General features: G+C 67.8%; 13 protein-coding genes, 1 rRNA gene and 1 pseudogene. 13 read left to right on the forward strand and 2 right to left on the reverse strand.

Annotated elements, in window-relative coordinates; all coding sequences use genetic code 11:
* From DN412_RS44235 to DN412_RS38850, 6 genes and pseudogenes are all read left to right on the forward strand, one after another.
* Positions 1 to 119, forward strand: a pseudogene (locus DN412_RS44235) (IS630 family transposase); the annotation flags it as partial.
* Between the two features lie 423 nt (positions 120 to 542).
* Positions 543 to 1,943, forward strand: a complete 1,401-nt coding sequence (locus DN412_RS38830; protein WP_115216389.1) for an HlyD family secretion protein — start codon at positions 543 to 545, stop codon at positions 1,941 to 1,943.
* 27 nt (positions 1,944 to 1,970) lie between these two features.
* A complete protein-coding gene (locus tag DN412_RS38835; protein WP_115216390.1) occupies positions 1,971 to 3,320 on the forward strand; it encodes a hypothetical protein in 1,350 nt (449 codons plus the stop codon).
* Between the two features lie 2 nt (positions 3,321 to 3,322).
* The gene (locus tag DN412_RS38840) at positions 3,323 to 5,284 is read left to right on the forward strand and encodes a glycosyltransferase (protein WP_115216400.1); all 1,962 of its coding nucleotides are present in this window, start codon (positions 3,323 to 3,325) and stop codon (positions 5,282 to 5,284) included.
* Positions 5,285 to 5,333: 49 nt separating this feature from the next.
* Positions 5,334 to 7,088, forward strand: coding sequence for an efflux transporter outer membrane subunit (locus DN412_RS38845; protein ID WP_425267483.1), 1,755 nt, complete (start codon positions 5,334 to 5,336; stop codon positions 7,086 to 7,088).
* Between the two features lie 158 nt (positions 7,089 to 7,246).
* The gene (locus DN412_RS38850; protein WP_078199517.1) at positions 7,247 to 8,122 is read left to right on the forward strand and encodes an EamA family transporter; all 876 of its coding nucleotides are present in this window, start codon (positions 7,247 to 7,249) and stop codon (positions 8,120 to 8,122) included.
* On the opposite strand, the gene DN412_RS38855 is transcribed toward DN412_RS38850, so the two are convergent.
* A complete protein-coding gene (locus DN412_RS38855) occupies positions 8,123 to 8,704 on the reverse strand; it encodes a GNAT family N-acetyltransferase (protein WP_115216392.1) in 582 nt (193 codons plus the stop codon).
* Between the two features lie 78 nt (positions 8,705 to 8,782).
* Between DN412_RS38855 and DN412_RS38860 the strand changes: the two genes are divergently transcribed.
* The 7 genes from DN412_RS38860 (at position 8,783) to DN412_RS38890 (ending at position 19,143) form a co-directional block, all read left to right on the forward strand.
* Complete coding sequence (locus tag DN412_RS38860) at positions 8,783 to 9,268, forward strand: winged helix-turn-helix transcriptional regulator (RefSeq protein ID WP_115216393.1); 486 nt, start codon at positions 8,783 to 8,785, stop codon at positions 9,266 to 9,268.
* A gap of 318 nt (positions 9,269 to 9,586) precedes the next feature.
* Positions 9,587 to 10,906 (forward strand): MFS transporter, encoded by a 1,320-nt coding sequence (locus DN412_RS38865; protein ID WP_115216394.1) that lies wholly within the window; start codon positions 9,587 to 9,589, stop codon positions 10,904 to 10,906.
* 64 nt (positions 10,907 to 10,970) lie between these two features.
* Positions 10,971 to 13,532 (forward strand): nitrite reductase large subunit NirB, encoded by a 2,562-nt coding sequence (nirB, locus tag DN412_RS38870; RefSeq protein ID WP_115216395.1) that lies wholly within the window; start codon positions 10,971 to 10,973, stop codon positions 13,530 to 13,532.
* A 16-nt stretch (positions 13,533 to 13,548) separates the two neighbouring features.
* On the forward strand, positions 13,549 to 13,932 hold the full coding sequence (gene nirD, locus DN412_RS38875) for a nitrite reductase small subunit NirD (RefSeq protein WP_115216396.1): 384 nt from the start codon (positions 13,549 to 13,551) through the stop codon (positions 13,930 to 13,932).
* A gap of 71 nt (positions 13,933 to 14,003) precedes the next feature.
* On the forward strand, positions 14,004 to 15,245 hold the full coding sequence (locus DN412_RS38880; protein ID WP_115216397.1) for an NAD(P)/FAD-dependent oxidoreductase: 1,242 nt from the start codon (positions 14,004 to 14,006) through the stop codon (positions 15,243 to 15,245).
* Between the two features lie 37 nt (positions 15,246 to 15,282).
* Positions 15,283 to 18,006 carry a nitrate reductase gene (locus DN412_RS38885; RefSeq protein WP_115216398.1) on the forward strand — a complete coding sequence of 908 codons (2,724 nt, stop codon included), beginning with the start codon at positions 15,283 to 15,285 and terminating at the stop codon, positions 18,004 to 18,006.
* 129 nt (positions 18,007 to 18,135) lie between these two features.
* Positions 18,136 to 19,143 carry a tripartite tricarboxylate transporter substrate-binding protein gene (locus DN412_RS38890; protein ID WP_115216399.1) on the forward strand — a complete coding sequence of 336 codons (1,008 nt, stop codon included), beginning with the start codon at positions 18,136 to 18,138 and terminating at the stop codon, positions 19,141 to 19,143.
* 359 nt (positions 19,144 to 19,502) lie between these two features.
* Here DN412_RS38890 and rrf read toward each other — a convergent pair.
* Positions 19,503 to 19,596 (reverse strand): 5S ribosomal RNA (gene rrf, locus DN412_RS46130); the annotation flags it as partial.

Consider the following 19,596-nt stretch of genomic DNA (forward strand, 5'->3'; position numbering starts at 1 on the left):
AAAAGGGCGAGAGGCTACGCGAGCGGATCGAGGAGCAACTCGCCGACGTCCAGAATAAGCCGCGTCTTGTCCGTTCATTCTTCGACGCTCCATCTGTCGCCTATATTTCCGACTGCTGAGTAATGCCGTGTTAAGCAGTGCTACAGCCTCCCCTTACACATTTTTACAGCAAGCGAGGGGGTAACTGACTAGCCTTAACTCACCTGCGGTGGCCTGAGTGCGTGAATCTTTGCTTCAACGGGCTGCCATTTCTTGGCCATTGACTGGCCATTGTTCAACTCTGCCTGGATGAAGCCGGGCAAATCAACGGGTCGCATGCCGCCGCATGCAGTATGTCGGCCCGATTGCAAGGTGCGCCGATACGGCTCAGCCACATCGCGCGTGCTGCATACAACAAGCTGAATTGGGGACTTGCAAGCCGGGCATCGCGCGACAGCTCTTGCGCGACGCCACTCGCTTGCCTGAAGAAAACGCTCGTCCGGAATACGCCTTGCGCAGCCGGCGGGGATGCCTTTTGACTTTGCTTGCCGGAGAACAACACCATGGCCGACCAGCGCAACAATCCGCCACCCATACAACACCCTCTGACACCGGCTCCGCTGCGCCAACCCCATGGCGACGGGCTGGTGCAACGCCCGCAGCCCGTCGCCGTGCCCATCTGGCATATCGTGCCCCGCATGGCGGGCTACGGCGTCGTGCTGTTCATCATCTGGGCCGTGCTGACGATCATGTTTCCAAATGTGTTTACGCGCTCGTCGGAGCGGGCCGTCGTGAACAGCCCCGTCAGCCTTGTGACCTCGCCGGTGGAAGGCGTGGTGATGAAACAGATGGTGGCCGCGGGCCAGCCGTTCACATCCAACCAGGCACTGATGGTGGTGCAGAACCCGAACATCGACCGTTCGCTGCTGGTCGACCTGACCGGCAAGAAGCTCGACAACCAGCAGCGCTATGACTCGGCCAAGGCCCGGCTGGAAAGCAACCGCAGGCTGATGGCCGCCACCGAGCAGGACCTGCAGCGCTACAACAGTGCCGCGCAGCGCGAACACGCCACGCGCGTGCGCGCCCTGGAGGCGCGCCTGGCATCGGCCAAGGCGCAGGAAGACCAGCAGCAGGAAGTGGTCAACCGCAACCAGAACATGCAGTGGGCCGGGGCCGTCAGCGAGGCCTACACCAATGCCTCGCGCTACCAGCTGTCGATGCTGTCCAACGCCAAGGCCGCGGCCAGGGCCGAGCTGGATAACGCCGTCGGCGAGAGCCAGGCCTCGCGCAACAAGGTCTATGCCTCGTCCACCGACGGCCCCAGCGCCACGCTGGCGCAGCGGCGCCAGGTGCTGAGCGCGGAATCGGCGCAGCTGACGGCCGAGCTGGAGCAACTGGAAGCCTATGGCAAGTCGGTCGACGAAATGCTCGCCGCCGAGCAGGAACGCATCGACCGCCTCTCCAACCTGGAGATCCGCTCGCCCGAGCCCGGCACCATCGAGGACATGATTGCGCAGCCCGGCATGCGCGTCGCCGCCGGCGCCACGCTGGCGCGGGCCAGCAACTGCGCGCAGACGCGCGTGGTGGCGGTGTTCCCGCGCAGCCTGAGCGACAACCTGCTGCCCGGTGCCCGTCTGAACGTTCAGGTCGACGGCATGCCCACGGCGCTGCCGGCATCAGTGGCCGAAGTCCTGCCGCGCGCACCGGACGGCGACCAGGCGCGCTACTTCGTGCCGTTCCCGCCGATCGAGAAGAACGAGATCTATGTGATCGCCAAGCTCGACCGTCCGCTCGGCAACCTGCCCGGCAAGGCCGGCGCTGCGTCAGGAACCGGGACGACGCCGGGAACAGCGGGCACCGCCGCGGCGGCAGCGCCGACCCAGTCCGGCCACTGCGGCATGGGCCGCTGGGCGCGCGTGACGCTGAATCAGAGCTGGCTGGGTCAGTTGCGGGCATCGCTGTAACCGCCTGCGCAGGCAAAGGAGACCCGGATGCAATTGCCGATCCCGACTGCACGCCTGCCCCGCCTGGTTGCCGGCGCGCTGCTTCCCGCCGTGTTCGCGCTGTCGCCATGTACGGCGCACGCTGCCGAACCCGCCGAGCCTGCCCGGCAGGCGCTGCTGGCCGATGGCTGCAAGACGCTGGCCGAGCGCGTCAGCCGTGAAGGCGGCAACGGCCCCGTCTTTCTCGCCAGCTATGAACCCGCGCCAGGCGGCGAGCCGCTGGCGCCGGCGCTACGCAATGCCGCCTTTGTCTACGACAACGCGCTGGCCGGCATCGCGCTGGTAGCCTGCAAACGCCCCGCCGAAGCGCGCCGCATTGCCGACGCGGTGCTACAGGCGATCCGCCAGGACCGCCACTTCCGCGACGCGCGCCTGCGCAACGCCTACCGCGCGGGGCCGGTGCCGGCGGGACCGGTGCCGCTGCCGGGCTGGTGGGACGAACCGAGCAAGCGCTGGTTTGAAGATGCCTACCAGGCCGGCACCGCCACCGGCAACGTGGCCTGGGCCGCGCTGCTGCTGCTGGCCGTGCATGAGGCCACGCGCGATGCGCGCTACCTCGATGGGGCCGCCGCGCTGATGGGCTGGGTGCATGCCACCGTGCCCGACACGAACGCGCCCGCCGGCTACGTCGGCGGCTTCTTCGGCCATGAGCCCAGGCAGACGCGCCAGGGCTGGAAATCCACCGAGCACAACGTCGATACGTATGCCGCCTTCAGCTGGCTCGCCAGCCAGCGCAACGATCCGCGCTGGCGCGACGGCGCCGCGCGCTCGCGCGGCTTTGTCAGCGCCATGTGGCAGCCGCGCGAGGGCCGCTTCATCATCGGCACGCGCGACGATGGCCGCGCGCCCAATGCTGGCCCTTCCGCGCTGGATGCGGTGCTGTGGCCGCTGATCGCGATCCCGGATCCGCCGCAGGACTGGCGCCGCAACCTGGCGTGGGTAGAGGCAAAGCACCGCGCCGGCGCGGGCTACGGCTTCAAGGGCGGTCCCGACGGTATCTGGACCGAGGGTACCGGACAGGCCGCGCTGGTGCTGCAGGCCGCCGGGCAGGCGCAACAGGCGCAGCCGCTATGGCAGTTGCTGCAGTCGCAGCGCGCGCCGTCCGGGATGCTCTACGCCACCCCTGAAGCGCGCATCAGCACCGGGCTGTCGATCGGGCCCACCTCGACCACGGAGGACTTCAACTACTTCCACCTGCCCCACCTGGGCGCCACCGCGTGGGCCGTGCTGGCCGCCGCGCGCTGGAACCCTTTCCGTCCGGGCGGGTGCATGGAACCGTCCTGCCCGCCGCCGGCCATTGCCGCCGCGCCGGCCAACGCAACCACCACCAAGGACTGACGATGTTTGCCCTCTTCCTGGAAAACCAGACGCTGCTGGTCATCAACGGCGGCGTGCTGCTGGCAACGGTGTTGCTCTCGATGCTGTGCCGGCACGAGCGGCCGGCGGACCGCATCCTGTTCGGCGGCGTCACCGCGCTGCTGCTGGGGGTGTACCTGACGTGGCGCGTCCGCGAAACGCTGCCCGACTGGCAGATGACCTTCGCCAGCGTGTGGGCCCATGTGTTCTTCGCGTTCGAATGCATGACGCTGGCCTATACGCTGCTGTCGATCGTAGTGCTCGCGCGCACCAGCAACCACACGCCCGACGCCGACGCGGGCGAGGCCGCGCTGCGCCGCGCGAAGCAGGTGCCGCCGGTGGACATCTTCATCGCCACCTACAACGAAGGCCTGGAGATCCTGGAGAAGACCATCGTCTCCGCGCTGGCGATCGACTACCCCGACTTCCGCGTCTGGGTGCTGGACGACACCCGCCGCGACTGGCTGCGCGAGTTCTGCGAGCGCGTGGGCGCCAACTACGTGACGCGCCCGGACAATGCCCACGCCAAGGCCGGCAACCTCAACAACGGCCTGCGCCACAGCGCGGCGGCCGGCGGCGCCCCCTACATCCTGGTGCTCGACGCGGACTTTGCGCCCCATCGCAATATCCTGCTGCGCACCGTGGGCCTGTTCAACGACCCGCGCGTGGGCGTGGTGCAGACACCCCAGTTCTACTACAACGCCGACCCCATCCAGTACAACCTGCGCGCCACCGAGTGCTGGGTCGACGAGCAGCGCGCGTTCTTCGACGTGATGCAGCCGGCCAAGGATGCGTGGGGCGCGGCGTTCTGCATCGGCACCTCGTTCGTGGTGCGGCGCGACCTGATCGATCTGATCGGCGGCTTCCCCACCGGCACGGTGACCGAGGACATCCACCTGACCTACCGGCTGCTGCCGCACGGCTATATCACGCGCTGGCTCAACGAGCGCCTGAGCGTGGGCCTGTCCGCCGAGGGCCTGCCCGAATACATCAGCCAGCGCAGCCGCTGGGGGCTGGGCACGATCCAGGTAGCGCTGACCGCCGACGGGCCGCTGCGCGGGCGCGGCTACACCGGGATGCAGCGGCTGCACTATGTGCATGGCCTGCTGCACTGGTTGTCGCGGCCGTTCACGCTGATGCTGCTGGCGGGGCCGCTGCTGTACTGGTATTTCGGCATCTCCACGCTCTACGGCGAGCCGCTGCAGTTCCTGGCCTACGGCCTGCCCGCGCTGGTGGCGTACTGGGCGTACAGCATCTGGGTGACGGGGCAGCGCGCGCTGCCGATCTTTACCGAGGTCACGCAGATCGTCGCGGCGCTGGCGGTCACCGCGTCGCTGGTCAGCGCCATGTTCAAGCCGTTCGGACGGCCGTTCAAGGTCACCAACAAGGGGCTGGACCGGTCCAGGCTGGTGATCCATGGCAAATTTGCCGCGCTGTACGCTGGCTTGCTGGGATTCTCCGCGCTGGGCCTGGGCCGCGCACTGGTCATGGACCCGGATGCGCAGGGGCTGGCCTTCAATACGATCTGGACCGGCGTGGCGCTGATGCTGTATCTCGCGTCCTTGCTGGTGTGCGTGGAACTGCCGCGTCCGCGCAAGGAAGAGCGCTTCCCGCACCATGCGGCGGCACTGCTGCGCGTGGATGGCAGGGAGTACCGCGTCACCACCAGGGACCTGTCCTGCAATGGCGTGGCCGTGACCACGCCGCTGGCGCCCGCTTTCCGTCCCGGCGCCGAGGGCGCGCTGTGGCTGGCGCAGACCGGCTGGATACCGTGCCGCGTGGCGCGCCGCGACGGCCAGTTGCTGGGCATCGCGCTGCATACCAGCATGGCCGCGCGCCACGCCCTGATCCGACTGCTGTTCACCGATCCCGCACACAACATCGCCCGTCAGGGGCAGCCCAAGCTGGCGATCTCGCGTTTCATGCGGCGCGCGCTGATGGGCTGACCCCTGCCTGCTCCCAATCTCTCTCTCCGGAACGATATTTATGCGAAGCCTGCCCCGCCCCCGTACCGTGCCCCCGCCGCGCCTGCTGCTGCCTGCAGCGCTTGTGCTGGCTCTTGCCGCCTGCACGATGGAGCCGCAATACCAGCGGCCCGCTGCACCGGTCCCGTCGGCCTGGCCAGAGGGCGCGGCCTACCGCACCCCGCAGGCCAAGACCGCAAGCGGTGCGGCGCAACCCGGCCAGCCTGCACAGCCCGCAGGTCCGTCCGCCGCCGACCTCGGCTGGCGCGATGTCTTCATCGATCCGCAACTGCGCCAGCTGATCGAGCTGGCGCTGGCCAACAACCGCGACCTGCGCATGGCCACGCTGGCCATCGACGAATCGCGCGCGCTGTACCAGATCCAGCGCGCGGCGCAGTTCCCCACGGTGGAGGGCAATGCCGGCATGGTGTCGCAGCGGCTGCCGCAACGGCTGCGTGCGACGGGCCAGCCGGCGCAGATCACCACCTACAACGCGGGCATCGGCCTGACGGCGTTCGAGCTCGATTTCTTCGGCCGGGTGCGCAGCCTCAAGCATGCCGCGCTGGAGGAATACATGGCCACGGAAGAGGCGCGCCGCAGCGCGCAGATCAGCCTGGTGGCCGAGGTGGCCGATGCCTACCTGACGCTGCGGGCCGACCGCGAACTGCTGAAGCTGTCGCAGGACACGCTGAAGACACAGCAGGACGCGGCGGAGATGGTACGGCGCGGGCGCCAGGTCGGCGCGATGGCGCAACTGGACCAGCATCGCGCGCAAACCCAGGTGGAAACCGCACAGGTGGGCGTGGAGCAGTACACGCGGCAGGTGGCGCAGGACGAGAATGCGCTGGCGCTGCTGATCGGCGGCCCGTTGCCCAAGTCCGTGACCGATGCCGGCGCCGCTGCCACCAATCCCAATGTCCCCGCGCAGGATCCGCTCGATGCGCGCACGCTGGTGAGCGAGTTCCCTGAAGGCTTGCCGTCCAGCGTACTGGTGCGCCGGCCCGACATCCTCGACGCCGAGCACCGGCTCAAGGCGGCCAACGCCAATATCGGCGCGGCGCGCGCGGCCTTCTTCCCGCGCATCTCGCTGACCGGCGCGCTGGGCGTGGCCAGCAGCAGCCTGGCCGGGCTGTTCTCCGGCGGCATGGCGTGGGTGTTTGCGCCGCAGCTGACGGTGCCGATCTTCGACGCCGGCCGCAACCGCGCCGGACTGGATGCGGCCAACGTGCGCAAGGACATCAACGTGGCCAACTACGAGAAGACGATCCAGACCGCGTTCCGCGAAGTGGCCGACAGCATGGCGGCACGCGCCACCTACGAGCGCCAGGTGCAGGCCCAGGAGGCCCTGGTGCGCGAAGGCAGCGAGACCCGGCGGCTGTCGGAAATGCGCTTCAAGAATGGCGTCGACGACTACTTCGGCGTATTCGATGCGCAGCGCCACCTCTACACCGCGCAGCAGGCGCTGATCACATACAAACTGGCCGGCCTGACCAGCCGCGTGTCGCTGTACAAGGCACTGGGCGGCGGGTGGCGCGAGGTAACCGAAGCCGCCCCGGCGGCCAATGGCGGCGCGCGCCAGGCACCCGCCGCACGGCCACAAGCCGCGGCACAGCCCCAGGCCGCAGCGCGGCCTCAGTCCGTGGCACAGCCTCAAGCCGTGGCGCAGACGCAGGCCGTGGCACCAACCCAGGCCGCTGCCCAGCCCCAGGCCGCAGCGCAGCCTCAGGCGCCAGCGCAATCTCCAGCGGCGGCACAGCCCGCACCCGTCGCGGCTACGCCGCGCTGAGCCGGGGCGGCGGCCCAGGGCCACTGAGCAGCGGCGTGCTCCGGGCACGGCCAACTGTACTGAGCCACTCGCCCGCACCTGTATATGGCGCCCGCGCCTTGCTTGCCGCATGATGCGGCAGCATTGCAAAGGCCACGCCATCAAACAGGATCTCGAAATTGCCGCAAACCGCCGCCCGCCGTCGCTCGACCCTGATCGCCGTACTGGCCCTGACCGGCTCGATGGTGTCGCTGTGCATCGGCACCTCGTTCGCCAAGAGCCTGTTCTCGGCGCTTGGGGCGCAGGGCACCACGGCACTGCGGGTGAGCTTCTCGGCGCTGATCCTGCTGTGCGTCTGGCGCCCGTGGCGCATACCGCTGACATGGACCAATGCGCGCGCGATCGCGCTGTACGGTGCGGCGCTGGGCGCGACCAACCTGCTGTTCTACATGTCGCTGCGCACCGTCCCGCTGGGGCTGGCGATCGCGATTGAGTTCACCGGGCCGCTAGCGGTCGCGGTGCTGTCGTCGCGGCGCGCGATCGATTTCCTGTGGATTGGCTTTGCGGTGACCGGGCTGCTGCTGTTGCTGCCGGTGGGGGATGCCGCCGGCACGCTCGATCCCGTCGGCATCGGCTATGCGCTGGCCGCGGGGGTGGGCTGGGCGCTGTATATCGTGTTCGGGCAGATGGCGGGCAACGCCCACGGCGGGCAGGCCACTTCGCTGGGACTGACCATGGCGGCGCTGGTGGTGCTGCCGTTCGGCCTGGCGCATGCCGGCACCGCGATGTTCAGCCCGACGCTGCTGCTGTTCGGGCTGGCGGTGGGCATCCTGTCGAGCGCGATTCCCTATTCGCTGGAGATGGTGGCGCTCAAGCGCCTGCACCGGCGCACCTTCGGCATCCTGCTGAGCATGGAGCCGGCCATGGGCGCGCTGGCCGGGCTGGCGTTCCTGCATGAACAACTGAGCGCGGTGCAGTGGCTGGCGATTGCCAGCATCATCACGGCCTCGATCGGCTGCACCCTCACCGCTCGCGGCAAGCGCGAAGCCAGTTGATCAGCGTGTGCTGAACCAGCCCGCGGGCAGCCGCTGCGTGCTGGGTGCCGGCTGGCCAAGCGCCAGCGTGACTTCATGAAGGTAGCTGTCCTCCGGATTGCGGCGGCTGGCAAAGCCGAAGCCCCGCAGGATCGCCAGCATGCGGCGGTTCTCGCTGAGCACGTCGCCGCGCAACCCGCGCAGGCCGGCAGCGCGGGCCAGTTCGCACAGCCTGGCGATCAGGCGCCGCCCCAGTCCCCGCCCTTGCCAGCCGTCGGCAACGACTACGGCGAACTCCCCGACCTGCCCGGACACCACGTATTCCGCACTGGCGACAATGGCTGATACACCATCTTCGTCGGGTGCCTCCACCACCAGCGCCACGCCGCCCGGCGCGGGCGAGGCCAGCCTCTGGACGATTTCATCCACGACCCGCCCGCCGGTCAGGAAGCGGGAGTAGCGGCTCTCACGCGACAGCCCGTCCACCAGCGCGCGCAGCGCCCCGCCATCGTGCGGCCGCGTGCGGCGCACCGTCACCTGCACGCCCCGCCCCACCGTCCAGCTTTCCGCCACGCCTGAGCGGCCTTCGCTTTGGAGATCCATCCTGTCACCATCTAACTTCATTATTTGTAGTCAGAGTATAGGAGATAACCTGACTTTTGCAAATGAAGTCAGCGTGCTATGCTTGCCCGCATCATGAACCTCACTGCGTCCGACCTCCGCCACTGCTCGATTGCGGCCACGCTGTCGCTGATCGGTGAAAAGTGGACGATCCTGATCCTGCGCGACGTCTTCCACGGCGTGACGCGCTTCGACGACTTCCTGCGCCGGCTGGAATGCTCGCCCGCAGTGCTGTCCGCGCGGCTCAAGACGCTGACCGACGCCGGCCTGCTGCGCAAGGTCGGCTATCGCGAACCCGGCGAGCGCGAACGCTTCGAGTACCGCCCCACCCACGCCGCGGTGGAGTTGCTGCCGGTGCTGGTCGGCCTGATGCAGTGGGGCGACGGCCACATGGCGCCCGCCGGCGAAGGGCCGGTACAGATCCGCTCGCGCGCCAGCGGCAAGCTGGTGCGCGCAGCGCTGGTCGACGAGGACGGCGCGGAAGTGTCGCCGCGAGATATGCGGATCGTCCCCCTCAACGCCCAATCCGCGGCTTCGGACCAGTAGCACCGCCCGCGGTGCTGCATCGCACCAGCACAGCCCCCCGCACTGCACCATGAGTGTGCTGCCAGTCCGGCGGCCGCCCCACCACAGCGCATCCCGGGATCACTCCGCCGCACCTCAGCGCAACAAACCCCCGTTCACCGTCACATACAGGCCTGGCACACCCCTTGCGTAACAGGGTACGGGCCCGTCAATGGCGACCGGCCCACCCCACATACACAGCCCCTATCCCATGTAGTGGCTGTCAGGACAACGGCGTCCCCTGAACTGGCCTGAACGGCCTGGTTTGCGGGACGCCATTTGTTTTTGGAGCCAAGGACGATGACCGGCAAAGCCACCCGCATCGAGCTGTTTAGCTTGAGCACCCCGCAGATGCGCGCCTTCCACCTGACCTGGATGGCGTTCTTCGTCTGTTTCTTCGCGTGGTTCGCCTGCGCGCCGCTGATGCCGGTGCTCAAGGGCGAGTTCGGCCTGACTCCGGGCCAGATCGCCAACATCAATATCGCGGCGGTGGCAGTGACCATCCTGGTGCGCCTGGTGATCGGCCCGATGTGCGACCGCTTCGGCCCGCGCAAGACCTACACCGGCCTGCTGGCGCTGGGTGCGTTGCCGGTGCTGGGCGTGGCGCTGGCGCAGAGCTATGAAACCTTCCTCTTCTTCCGCCTGCTGATCGGCGCGGTCGGCGCCAGCTTCGTGATCACGCAGTACCACACCTCGGTGATGTTCGCGCCCAATGTGGTCGGCACCGCCAACGCGGCCTCGGCCGGCTGGGGCAACGCCGGCGGCGGCGCCGCGCAGGCCATCATGCCGCTGCTGCTGGCCGCCGTCCTGATGCTCGGCGCCGACCACGCGCTCGGCTGGCGCCTGGCGCTGCTGGTACCGGGCGTGCTGATGCTGATCATGGCCGTCGTCTACTGGCGCTTCACCCAGGACTGCCCGGAAGGCAACTACTCGGACCTGCGCGCCCGCGGCATTGCCATTACAGGCAAGGACGGTGGCAAGGGCGGCGGCTGGGCCAGCTTCCGCGCCGCCAGCGCCAACTATCGCGTGTGGCTGCTCTTCATCACCTATGGCGCCTGCTTCGGCGTGGAGATCTTCATCCACAACATCGCCGCCTCGTACTACGTGGACCGCTTCGGCCTGAGCCTGAAGGCCGCCGGCCTGGCCGCCGCCAGCTTCGGCCTGCTGGCGCTGTTTGCCCGCGCCCTGGGTGGCTGGCTGTCGGACAAGGCAGCGCGCCGCCGCGGCCTGGATGCGCGCGCCACGCTGCTGTTCGTGCTGATCCTGGGCGAAGGCCTGGGCCTGCTGTGGTTCGCGCAGGCCGGCAGCGTAACCCTGGCCGTAGTCGCGATGCTGCTGTTCGGCCTGTTCACCCACATGGCCTGCGGCGCGACCTACGCCCTGGTGCCCTTCATCGACCGCAAGGCGCTGGGCGGCGTGGCCGGCATCATCGGCGCGGGCGGCAACGTAGGCGCCGTCGCCGCGGGCTTCCTGCTCAAGGGCCTGGGCAGCGTGCAGCAGACGCTGACGGTGCTGGGCGTGCTGGCCACCATCGCCGCGCTGTGCGCTATCGCCATCCGCTTCAGCGCCGAGCACAAGGCCCAGGAGCAGGCCCTGTACGACAGCGCACTGGCCAACTGATCTTCAAGCATCGCCCCCACAGCACAACAAGCAGCAAAGACTGACTACGGACAAGGAAAGCATCATGAAACTGATCATCGTCGGCCACGGCATGGTGGGTCACAAGTTCCTGGAGTGCCTGGCGGAAGCCGGCGCGCAGAACGTGGAAGTGACCGTGCTGTGCGAAGAACCGCGTCCCGCCTACGATCGCGTGCACCTGTCCGAGTTCTTCGCCGGCAAGTCGGCCGAGGATCTGTCGCTGGTACCCGCCGGCTTCTTCGAGCAGCACAACAACATGCTGCTGCGCCTGAACGCGCGTGCGGTGGAGATCGACCGCGCCGCGCGCACGGTGAAGGTCTCGACCGGCGAAACCCTGTCCTACGACAAGCTGATCCTGGCCACCGGCTCCTACCCCTTTGTGCCGCCGGTGCCGGGCAAGGACCGCAAGGACTGCTTCGTCTATCGCACCATCGAAGACCTGGAAGCCATGCGCGAATGCGGCACCCGCTCGAACACCGGCGTGGTGGTCGGCGGCGGCCTGCTCGGCCTGGAGTGCGCCAAGGCACTGCGCGACATGGACCTGGAAACGCACGTGGTCGAGTTCGCGCCGCGCCTGATGGCGGTGCAGGTCGACGAAGGCGGCGGCCGCATGCTGCGCCAGAAGATCCATGGCCTGGGTGTGACCGCGCATACCGGCAAGAACACCGTTGAAATCGTCGACGGGGAAAACGGCACCCACCGCATGGTGTTTGCCGACGGCACCCACCTCGACACCGACATGATCGTGTTCTCCGCCGGCATCCGCCCGCGCGACGAACTGGCGCGCGCCAGCGGCCTGGCGGTGGGCGAGCGCGGCGGCATCGTGGTGGATAACCAATGCCTCACCTCGGACCCCGACATCTACGCCATCGGCGAGTGCGCGCTGTGGCAAGGCAAGATCTACGGCCTGGTGGCCCCGGGCTATGACATGGCCCGCGTCGCCGCGCTCCACCTGCAGGGCGAAGCCGCCGAGTTTGCCGGCGCCGACATGAGCACCAAGCTCAAGCTGATGGGCGTGGACGTGGCCAGCATCGGCGACCCCCACGGCACCGTGCCGGGCGCGCGCTTCTACCAGTTCTGCGACGACCGCAAAGAGGTCTACAAGAAGCTGGTGGTGTCCGACTGCGGCAAGTACCTGCTGGGCGGCGTGCTGATCGGCGACGCCAGCGAGTACGGCACGCTGCTGCAGATGATGCTCAACAAGATCGAGCTGCCCGAGTCGCCCGAGTTCCTGATCCTGCCCGACAGCAGCGGCAAGGCCAAGCCCGCGCTGGGCGCCGACGCCCTGCCCGACACCGCCCAGATCTGCTCGTGCAACAACGTCTCCAAAAGCGAGATCTGCGCGGCCGTGTGCGACGGCGCCACCAGCATCGGCGCGCTCAAGACCTGCACCAAGGCCGGCACCGCCTGTGGCGGCTGCGTGCCGCTGGTCACGCAGATCATGAAGGCCGAAATGAAGAAGCAGGGCATGGCCGTCAACAACCACCTCTGCGAACACTTCCCGTACTCGCGCCAGGAGCTGTATCACCTGGTGCGCGTGGGCAAGCACAAGACCTTTGAAGAACTGCTGCACGCGCACGGCAAGGGCCTTGGCTGCGATATCTGCAAGCCCACCGTGGGCAGCATCCTGGCCTCGTGCTGGAATGAGTTCGTGCTCAAGGAAGAGCACGCCAGCCTGCAGGATTCCAACGACTACTACCTGGCCAATATTCAGAAGGACGGCACCTATTCGGTGGTGCCGCGCATGCCGGGCGGCGAAGTCACGCCCGAGGGCCTGATCGCGGTCGGCCAGGTGGCCAAGAAGTACGGCCTCTACACCAAGATCACCGGCGGCCAGCGCGTGGACCTTTTCGGTGCACGCGCCGAAGAACTGCCCTTTATCTGGGAAGAGCTGATCGCCGCCGGCTTTGAATCGGGCCATGCCTACGGCAAGGCGCTGCGCACGGTGAAATCATGCGTGGGCTCCACCTGGTGCCGCTATGGCGTGGGCGATTCGGTGGGCCTGGCGATCGAACTGGAGAACCGCTACAAGGGCCTGCGCGCGCCGCACAAGATCAAGTTCGGCGTGTCCGGCTGCACCCGCGAATGCGCCGAGGCGCAAGGCAAGGACGTAGGCGTGATCGCCACCGACCGCGGCTGGAACCTGTACGTGTGCGGCAACGGCGGCATGAAGCCGCGCCATGCCGAACTGCTGGCCAGCGACCTGGACCACGACACCCTGGTGCGCTACATCGACCGCTTCCTGATGTTCTACGTGCGCACCGCAGACCGGCTGCAGCGCACCAGCGTCTGGCGCGACAATCTGGAAGGCGGCCTGGACTACCTCAAGGCCGTGGTGCTGGACGACAAGCTGGGCCTTGCCGCGGAACTGGAGGCCGAGATGCAGCACGTGGTCGACACCTACGAAGACGAGTGGAAGAAGGCCGTGACCGATCCCGAGACGCGCAAGCGCTTCCGCCACTTCGTCAACAGCGACCGCCGCGACGACAACGTCGCCTTTATCGAAGAGCGCGGACAGATCCGCCCGGCCACGCCTGAGGAACGGAAATTGCGTCACTCCCGCCTGAGCCACATCCCCGTGGTTGCCGTGCCCGCCAAAGCAGCCTGATACCAAGGAGAACGTGATGAGCCATCCCCACCATCCTGAAACCTGGACCGCCGTCTGCACCGTACGCGAAATCGTGCCCAATACTGGTGTGTGCGCACTGGTCGATGACAAGCAGGTCGCCGTGTTCCGCATCGGCCGTGGCGACGAGGTCTTCGCCATCGACAACTTCGATCCCAACTCGCAGGCGGCGGTGTTGTCGCGCGGGCTGATCGGCAACCTGGGCGAGCGCCTGGTGGTGGCCTCGCCGATCTACAAGCATCACTTCGACCTGCGTACCGGCGAATGCCTGGAAGCACCCGAGCATTCGGTCAACGCCTATGCCGCGCGCGTCTATGACGGCAAGGTCTGGATTGCCGCCGACGTAGTCATGCGCGAGGCCGAGGAAGAACTCGCCGCCTGACACCAGCGTACATTCCCAGCGCACATTCGATGCTCCCCCTGTCCACCAGCCACGCCAACGGAGATGCCGGCATGACGCCTTCCGCCAACCCCCAAGCCCGACCGCGCCTGGTCGTCGTCGGCAACGGCATGGCCGGTATGCGCACCGTAGAGGAGCTGCTCAGGCTCGCCCCGGACCTGTACGACGTCACGGTGTTCGGAGCCGAGCCGCACGGCAACTACAACCGCATCCTGCTGTCGCCGGTGCTGGCCGGCGAGAAGACGGTGGCGGACATCATGCTGAATACGCGCGAGTGGTATGACGAGAACGGCATCGAGCTGCTGGCCGGCGACCCGGTTGTGGCAATCGACCGTCCGCGCCGCATCGTCCGCTCGGCCTCGGGGCGCGAGGTGCGCTATGACCGCCTGTTGCTGGCCACGGGCTCCAAGCCTTTCATCCTGCCAGTGCCCGGCCACCAGCTCGACGGTGTGATCGCCTTCCGCGACATCCAGGACGTGGAGACCATGCAGCATGCAGCGCGCAACCACCGCCACGCGGTGGTGATTGGCGGCGGCCTGCTCGGCCTGGAAGCCGCCAACGGGCTGCTGCGCCAGGGCATGGACGTAACCGTGGTGCACCTGCCTGACAGCCTGATGGAGCGCCAGCTCGACAAGCCCGCTGCCACGCTGCTCCAGTGCGCGCTCGAACGCAAGGGCCTGCGCTTCCTGCTGGGCGCGCAGACCGCGGAGATTCTCGGCACCGACCGCGTCACCGGCGTGCGCTTCAAGGACGGCAGCGAGATCCCCGCCGACCTGGTGGTGATGACCGCGGGCGTGCGCCCCAATATCGAACTGGCTGCCGGCGCTGGCCTGCACTGCGAGCGCGCCATCGTCGTCGACGACACACTGCAGACCTACGATCCGCGCATCTACGCCGTGGGCGAATGCGTGCAGCATCGCCAGGCCACTTTCGGCCTGGTGGCGCCGATCTGGGACCAGGCCCGCGTGTGCGCCGCGCACCTCGCCGGCGCCGGCCATCGCCGCTACGTGCAGCAGGCCACCGCGACTAAACTGAAAGTGACCGGCGTCGACCTGTACTCCGCCGGCGACTTCATCGGCGGCGAAGGCAGCGAGGACCTGGTGCTGCGCGATGGGCGCCGCGGCGTCTACAAGCGCCTGGTGCTGCAGGACGGCTGCCTGGTCGGCGCCGTGCTGTATGGCGATGTGCAGGACGGCCCCTGGTACTTCGACATGATCCAGCGGCGTGCGCCGGTCGGCGCCCTGCGCCAGCGCCTGCTGTTCGGCCAGGCGCAGTGCGAAGCGCTCGCCGCCTAGATTGCGAACCAAGACAACGCCCCCGCACGGAGAACGCGTGAACCTGTCCGATATCCCGGTCGTTTCGGCAACCCTGACCACCACCACCGCCACTACCTGCCCGTATTGCGGCGTCGGCTGCGGCGTGCGCGCCACCGTGCGTGCCGACGGCCAGGTCGAGATCGCGGGCGACGCACAGCATCCGTCCAACTTTGGCCGGCTGTGCGTGAAAGGCTCGGCGCTGGGTGAAACCGTGGACCTGGAAGGCCGCCTGCTCCACCCCAAGCTGCGCGGCAGCGATGGCTCGCTGCAGCAAGTCTCGTGGGACCGTGCGCTGGACAGCGTGGCACAGGGCTTCTCGGACATCGTCCGCCGCCACGGCCCGGATTCGGTCGCGCTCTATGTCTCGGGCCAGCTGCTGACCGAGGACTACTACGTCGCCAACAAGCTGATGAAGGGTTTCATCGGCAGCGCCAATATCGACACCAACTCGCGCCTGTGCATGTCGTCGGCCGTGGCCGGCCACAAGCGCGCGTTCGGCGAAGACCTGGTGCCGGGCAACTACGAAGACCTGGAACTGGCCGACCTGGTGGTGCTGGTGGGCTCCAACACCGCGTGGTGCCATCCGATCCTGTTCCAGCGCCTGTCCCAGGCCAAGGAAGCGCGCCCCGACATGAAGATCGTGGCGATCGACCCGCGCCGCACGGCCACGTGCGAGCTGGCCGACCTGCACCTGGCGATCCGCCCGGGCACCGACGTCTGGCTGTTCAACGGGCTGTTGAGCTACCTGGCACGCGAGGGCCGCACCAACGCTGCTTTCATCGCCGCCAGCACCGCCGGGCTGGATGAGGCCCTGCAGGCCGCGGACGCGGCCTGCGCCGATCCGGCTGCCGTGGCCCGCGCCTGCAAGCTGAACGTGCAGGACGTGCTGGCCTTCTACCAACTCTTCGCGGAAACCGAAAAGACCGTGACGGCCTTCTCGCAAGGCGTCAACCAGTCGTCGGCCGGCACCGACAAGGTCAACAGCATCATCAATTGCCACCTGCTGACCGGCCGCATCGGCCAGGCGGGCATGGGCCCGTTCTCGCTGACCGGCCAGCCCAATGCGATGGGTGGACGCGAGGTCGGCGGCCTGGCCAATATGCTGGCCTCGCACATGGAACTGGCCAACCCCCTGCATCGCGACGTCGTGCAGAGCTTCTGGCAATCGCCGGTGGTGGCCGACCGCCCGGGCCTCAAGGCAGTGGAACTGTTCGAGGCCATCGAAGCCGGCCGCGTCAAGGCAGTCTGGGTGATCGCTACCAACCCGGTGGTCAGCCTGCCCGATGCCGACCAGGTGCGCCGCGCGCTGGCCAAATGCGAGCTGGTGGTCACGAGCGACGTCATCGAGCGCACCGACACCAACGCCGCCGCGCACGTGCTGCTGCCCGCGCTGGGCTGGGGCGAGAAGGACGGCACCGTCACCAACTCGGAGCGGCGCATCTCGCGCCAGCGCGCCTTCCTGCCCGTGCCGGGCGCAGCGCGTGCCGACTGGGACATCCTGTGCGACGTCGCGCGCCGCATGGGCTTCAGCGGCTTCGACTATGCCGGGCCGCACGAGATCTTCGACGAGCATGCGCGCCTGAGCGCATGGCGCAACGATGCCGCGCCGCGCGTGTTCGATATCGGCGGACTGGCCGGCCTGGACCAGGAACGCTATGACGGCCTGGAGCCCGTGCAATGGCCTGTACCCGCGAATGCGACGACTGACTCCCGGCGCCTGTTCGGCGACGGCCGCTACGCCCACGCCGATGGCCTCGCCCGCTTTGTCGCCACGCCGCCGCGCGCGCCGGCTCATGCACCCGACGACGACTTCCCGCTGATCCTCAATACCGGCCGCGTGCGCGACCAGTGGCACACCATGACGCGTACCGGCAAGTCGGCCAAGCTGGCCGACCACCTGCCCGAGCCCTTTGTCGACATGCATCCGCAGGACGCGCTGCTGTGCGGCGTTGGTGAAGGCAAGCTCGCGCGCGTCAGCACGCGCTGGGGCGCGATGGTGGCACGCGTGCACCACGGCGGCGGCATCCCGCGCGGCAGCGTGTTCGTGCCGATCCACTGGAACGGCCAGTTCAGCTCCGACGCGCGCGTCGGCGCGCTGGTCAACCCGGTGGTAGATCCCGTTTCCGGCGAGCCCGAGTTCAAGCATACGCCGGTGCGGGTGGAGCCGTTCGGCGTGAACTGGCACGGCTTCGTGCTGAGCCGAGGGGCGCTGCCCGCGCAAGCGCTGACCTACTGGACGCGCGTACAGGGCCGCCAGTTCCAGCGCTATGAATTCGCCGGCCGCGACACCGTGGCCGACCGCACCGCCTGGGCACGCGAACTGCTTGGCGTGACCGACCCGGACGCCGACTGGCTGGAATACGAGGACCGCACCGCCGGGATCTTCCATGCGGGCTATGTCGTCAACGACCGGCTCGAAGCCTGCGTCTACGTGTCGACGCGGCCGGAACTGCCGTCGCGCGCCTGGCTCGCCAGTCTGTTCGGCCGCGAGCGGCTGGAAGACACCGACCGCATCGGCCTGCTGCTCGGCCAGCCAATGGAGAAAGGCGCCGATACCGGCCCGACGGTGTGCTCGTGCTTTGGCGTGGGCCGCAACACCATCTGCGATGCGGTGCGCAAGCACGACCTGAAGACACCCTCGGAGATCACGGCCTGCGTCAAGGCCGGCGGCAACTGCGGCTCGTGCGTGCCGGAGCTGAAGAAGCTGCTGGTGGAGGTGCGCGTGGCAGAAACGGCCTGATCTTCCACCATGGATTAGGCACCCTTCACGAGAACCAGATTGCGGTCGCCGCGGCCTGCCCCCATGCTAGCCGCGCAACCCCGACAAGCCACCCCGGACTCACGGTGCGGCACCAATCTGGAGACAGCAATGAAGGATGTGAAGTGTTTGCACGCCGGACCGCGATGGCTGGCAGGCGTAATGGTGATGGCTTCGGCACTGGCAGGCACCAACGGCGCGGCAGCGGCCGACGCCTATCCGAGCAAGCCGATCACCCTGGTCGTCCCCTACTCTGCCGGCGGCCCGACGGATGTCGTGGCACGCACGCTGGCGCAGGCGATGTCGCAGGATCTTGGCCAGAGCGTGGTGGTGGAAAACCGCACCGGCGCCGGCGGCACCGTGGCTGCTGCCTTTGTCGCCCGCGCACAGGCGGACGGCTATACGCTGCTGATCCACCATAACGGCATGGCGACCGCGCCGGCACTGTACAAGAAGCTGTCCTACGCGCCGCTGAAGGACTTCGAGTATGTCGGCCAGGTGGCGGACGTGCCGATGACCCTGATGGGCCGCAAGGACCTGCCGGCCAAGACGGTGCCTGAGCTGATCCGGTATGTGACCCAGAACAAGGACAAGGTGTCGCTGGCCAATGCCGGACTCGGCGCCGTATCGCAGCTATGCGGCGTGCTGTTCGAGCAATCGGTCCACGTGAAGCTGAATGCGATCCCTTATCAGGGCGCCGGCCCCGCGCTGACCGCGCTGCTCGGCGGCCAGGTCGACCTGCTGTGCGACCAGACCACGGCCACGCTGCCACATATCCAGGCCGATCGCGTGCGCCTGTTCGGCGTGACCACGCCGACGCGGATCAAGGCGCTGCCCAACGCGCCAACGCTGCAGGAAGGCGGTCTCAAGGGCTTTGACGTCAGGGTCTGGCACGGCATCTACGCGCCAAAGGGTACACCGCCCGCTGCGGTGGCGCGGCTGACAAAAGCGCTGCAGAAGGGGCTGCAAGACCCGGTGGTGATCAAGAAGCTCGATGGCCTGGGCGCGGAAATCGTGCCGGTCGACAAGCAGACGCCAGACGGGCTGCGTGCGATGCTGAAGGCTGAAAGCGACAAGTGGCAGCCGCTGTTGAGGTCGATGAAGATTGAGGCCGATTGATTATCTGGCCGGGACCTTTGGGCTAATTCAATGTGGTCGATGGTTCGACCGCTCCGGTTTCGCCCCTAAAGGGGCGAGTCACTTTTGTCCGAGCGACAAACCACAAGCGCGTTTATTGCCCGGCGGGCGGCCACTCTTATCGTAGTGTGCCGGGGCTTTCGTACGGGGATTGGCTTCAGAGCATAGCCACACTGCCTATCGCGTGGTGCACATATGGCCACGCTCCGGTAGACGGCTTTTGCAGGCCGTTGGCAACTTGACGCGAGATAGGGGTGGCAGAGGCACGGAGGCCCATGGTTTTGGCCGCGCCAAAGCAAAAACCCCCAGCCTTTTGGGGCTGGGGGTTCTGCGGTATAAGAGCCTGGCGATGACCTACTTTCACACGGGTAATCCGCACTATCATCGGCGCGGAGCTGTTTCACGGTCCTGTTCGGGATGGGAAGGGGTGGTTCC

It is taken from the genome of Cupriavidus lacunae (genome assembly GCF_003353055.1).
In the GTDB taxonomy this organism is placed as follows: Bacteria; Pseudomonadota; Gammaproteobacteria; order Burkholderiales; family Burkholderiaceae; genus Cupriavidus; species Cupriavidus lacunae.

What these genes read in the sequence shown, in the direction of transcription:
- nirD (WP_115216396.1), top strand. Translation starts at nt 13,549, where the DNA reads ATGAGCCATCCCCACCATCCTGAAACCTGGACCGCCGTCTGCACCGTA.
- DN412_RS38855 (WP_115216392.1), bottom strand. Translation starts at nt 8,704, where the DNA reads ATGGATCTCCAAAGCGAAGGCCGCTCAGGCGTGGCGGAAAGCTGGACG.
- DN412_RS38860 (WP_115216393.1), top strand. Translation starts at nt 8,783, where the DNA reads ATGCTTGCCCGCATCATGAACCTCACTGCGTCCGACCTCCGCCACTGC.
- nirB (WP_115216395.1), top strand. Translation starts at nt 10,971, where the DNA reads ATGAAACTGATCATCGTCGGCCACGGCATGGTGGGTCACAAGTTCCTG.
- DN412_RS38880 (WP_115216397.1), top strand. Translation starts at nt 14,004, where the DNA reads ATGACGCCTTCCGCCAACCCCCAAGCCCGACCGCGCCTGGTCGTCGTC.
- DN412_RS38890 (WP_115216399.1), top strand. Translation starts at nt 18,136, where the DNA reads ATGAAGGATGTGAAGTGTTTGCACGCCGGACCGCGATGGCTGGCAGGC.
- DN412_RS38865 (WP_115216394.1), top strand. Translation starts at nt 9,587, where the DNA reads ATGACCGGCAAAGCCACCCGCATCGAGCTGTTTAGCTTGAGCACCCCG.
- DN412_RS38840 (WP_115216400.1), top strand. Translation starts at nt 3,323, where the DNA reads ATGTTTGCCCTCTTCCTGGAAAACCAGACGCTGCTGGTCATCAACGGC.
- DN412_RS38830 (WP_115216389.1), top strand. Translation starts at nt 543, where the DNA reads ATGGCCGACCAGCGCAACAATCCGCCACCCATACAACACCCTCTGACA.
- DN412_RS38835 (WP_115216390.1), top strand. Translation starts at nt 1,971, where the DNA reads ATGCAATTGCCGATCCCGACTGCACGCCTGCCCCGCCTGGTTGCCGGC.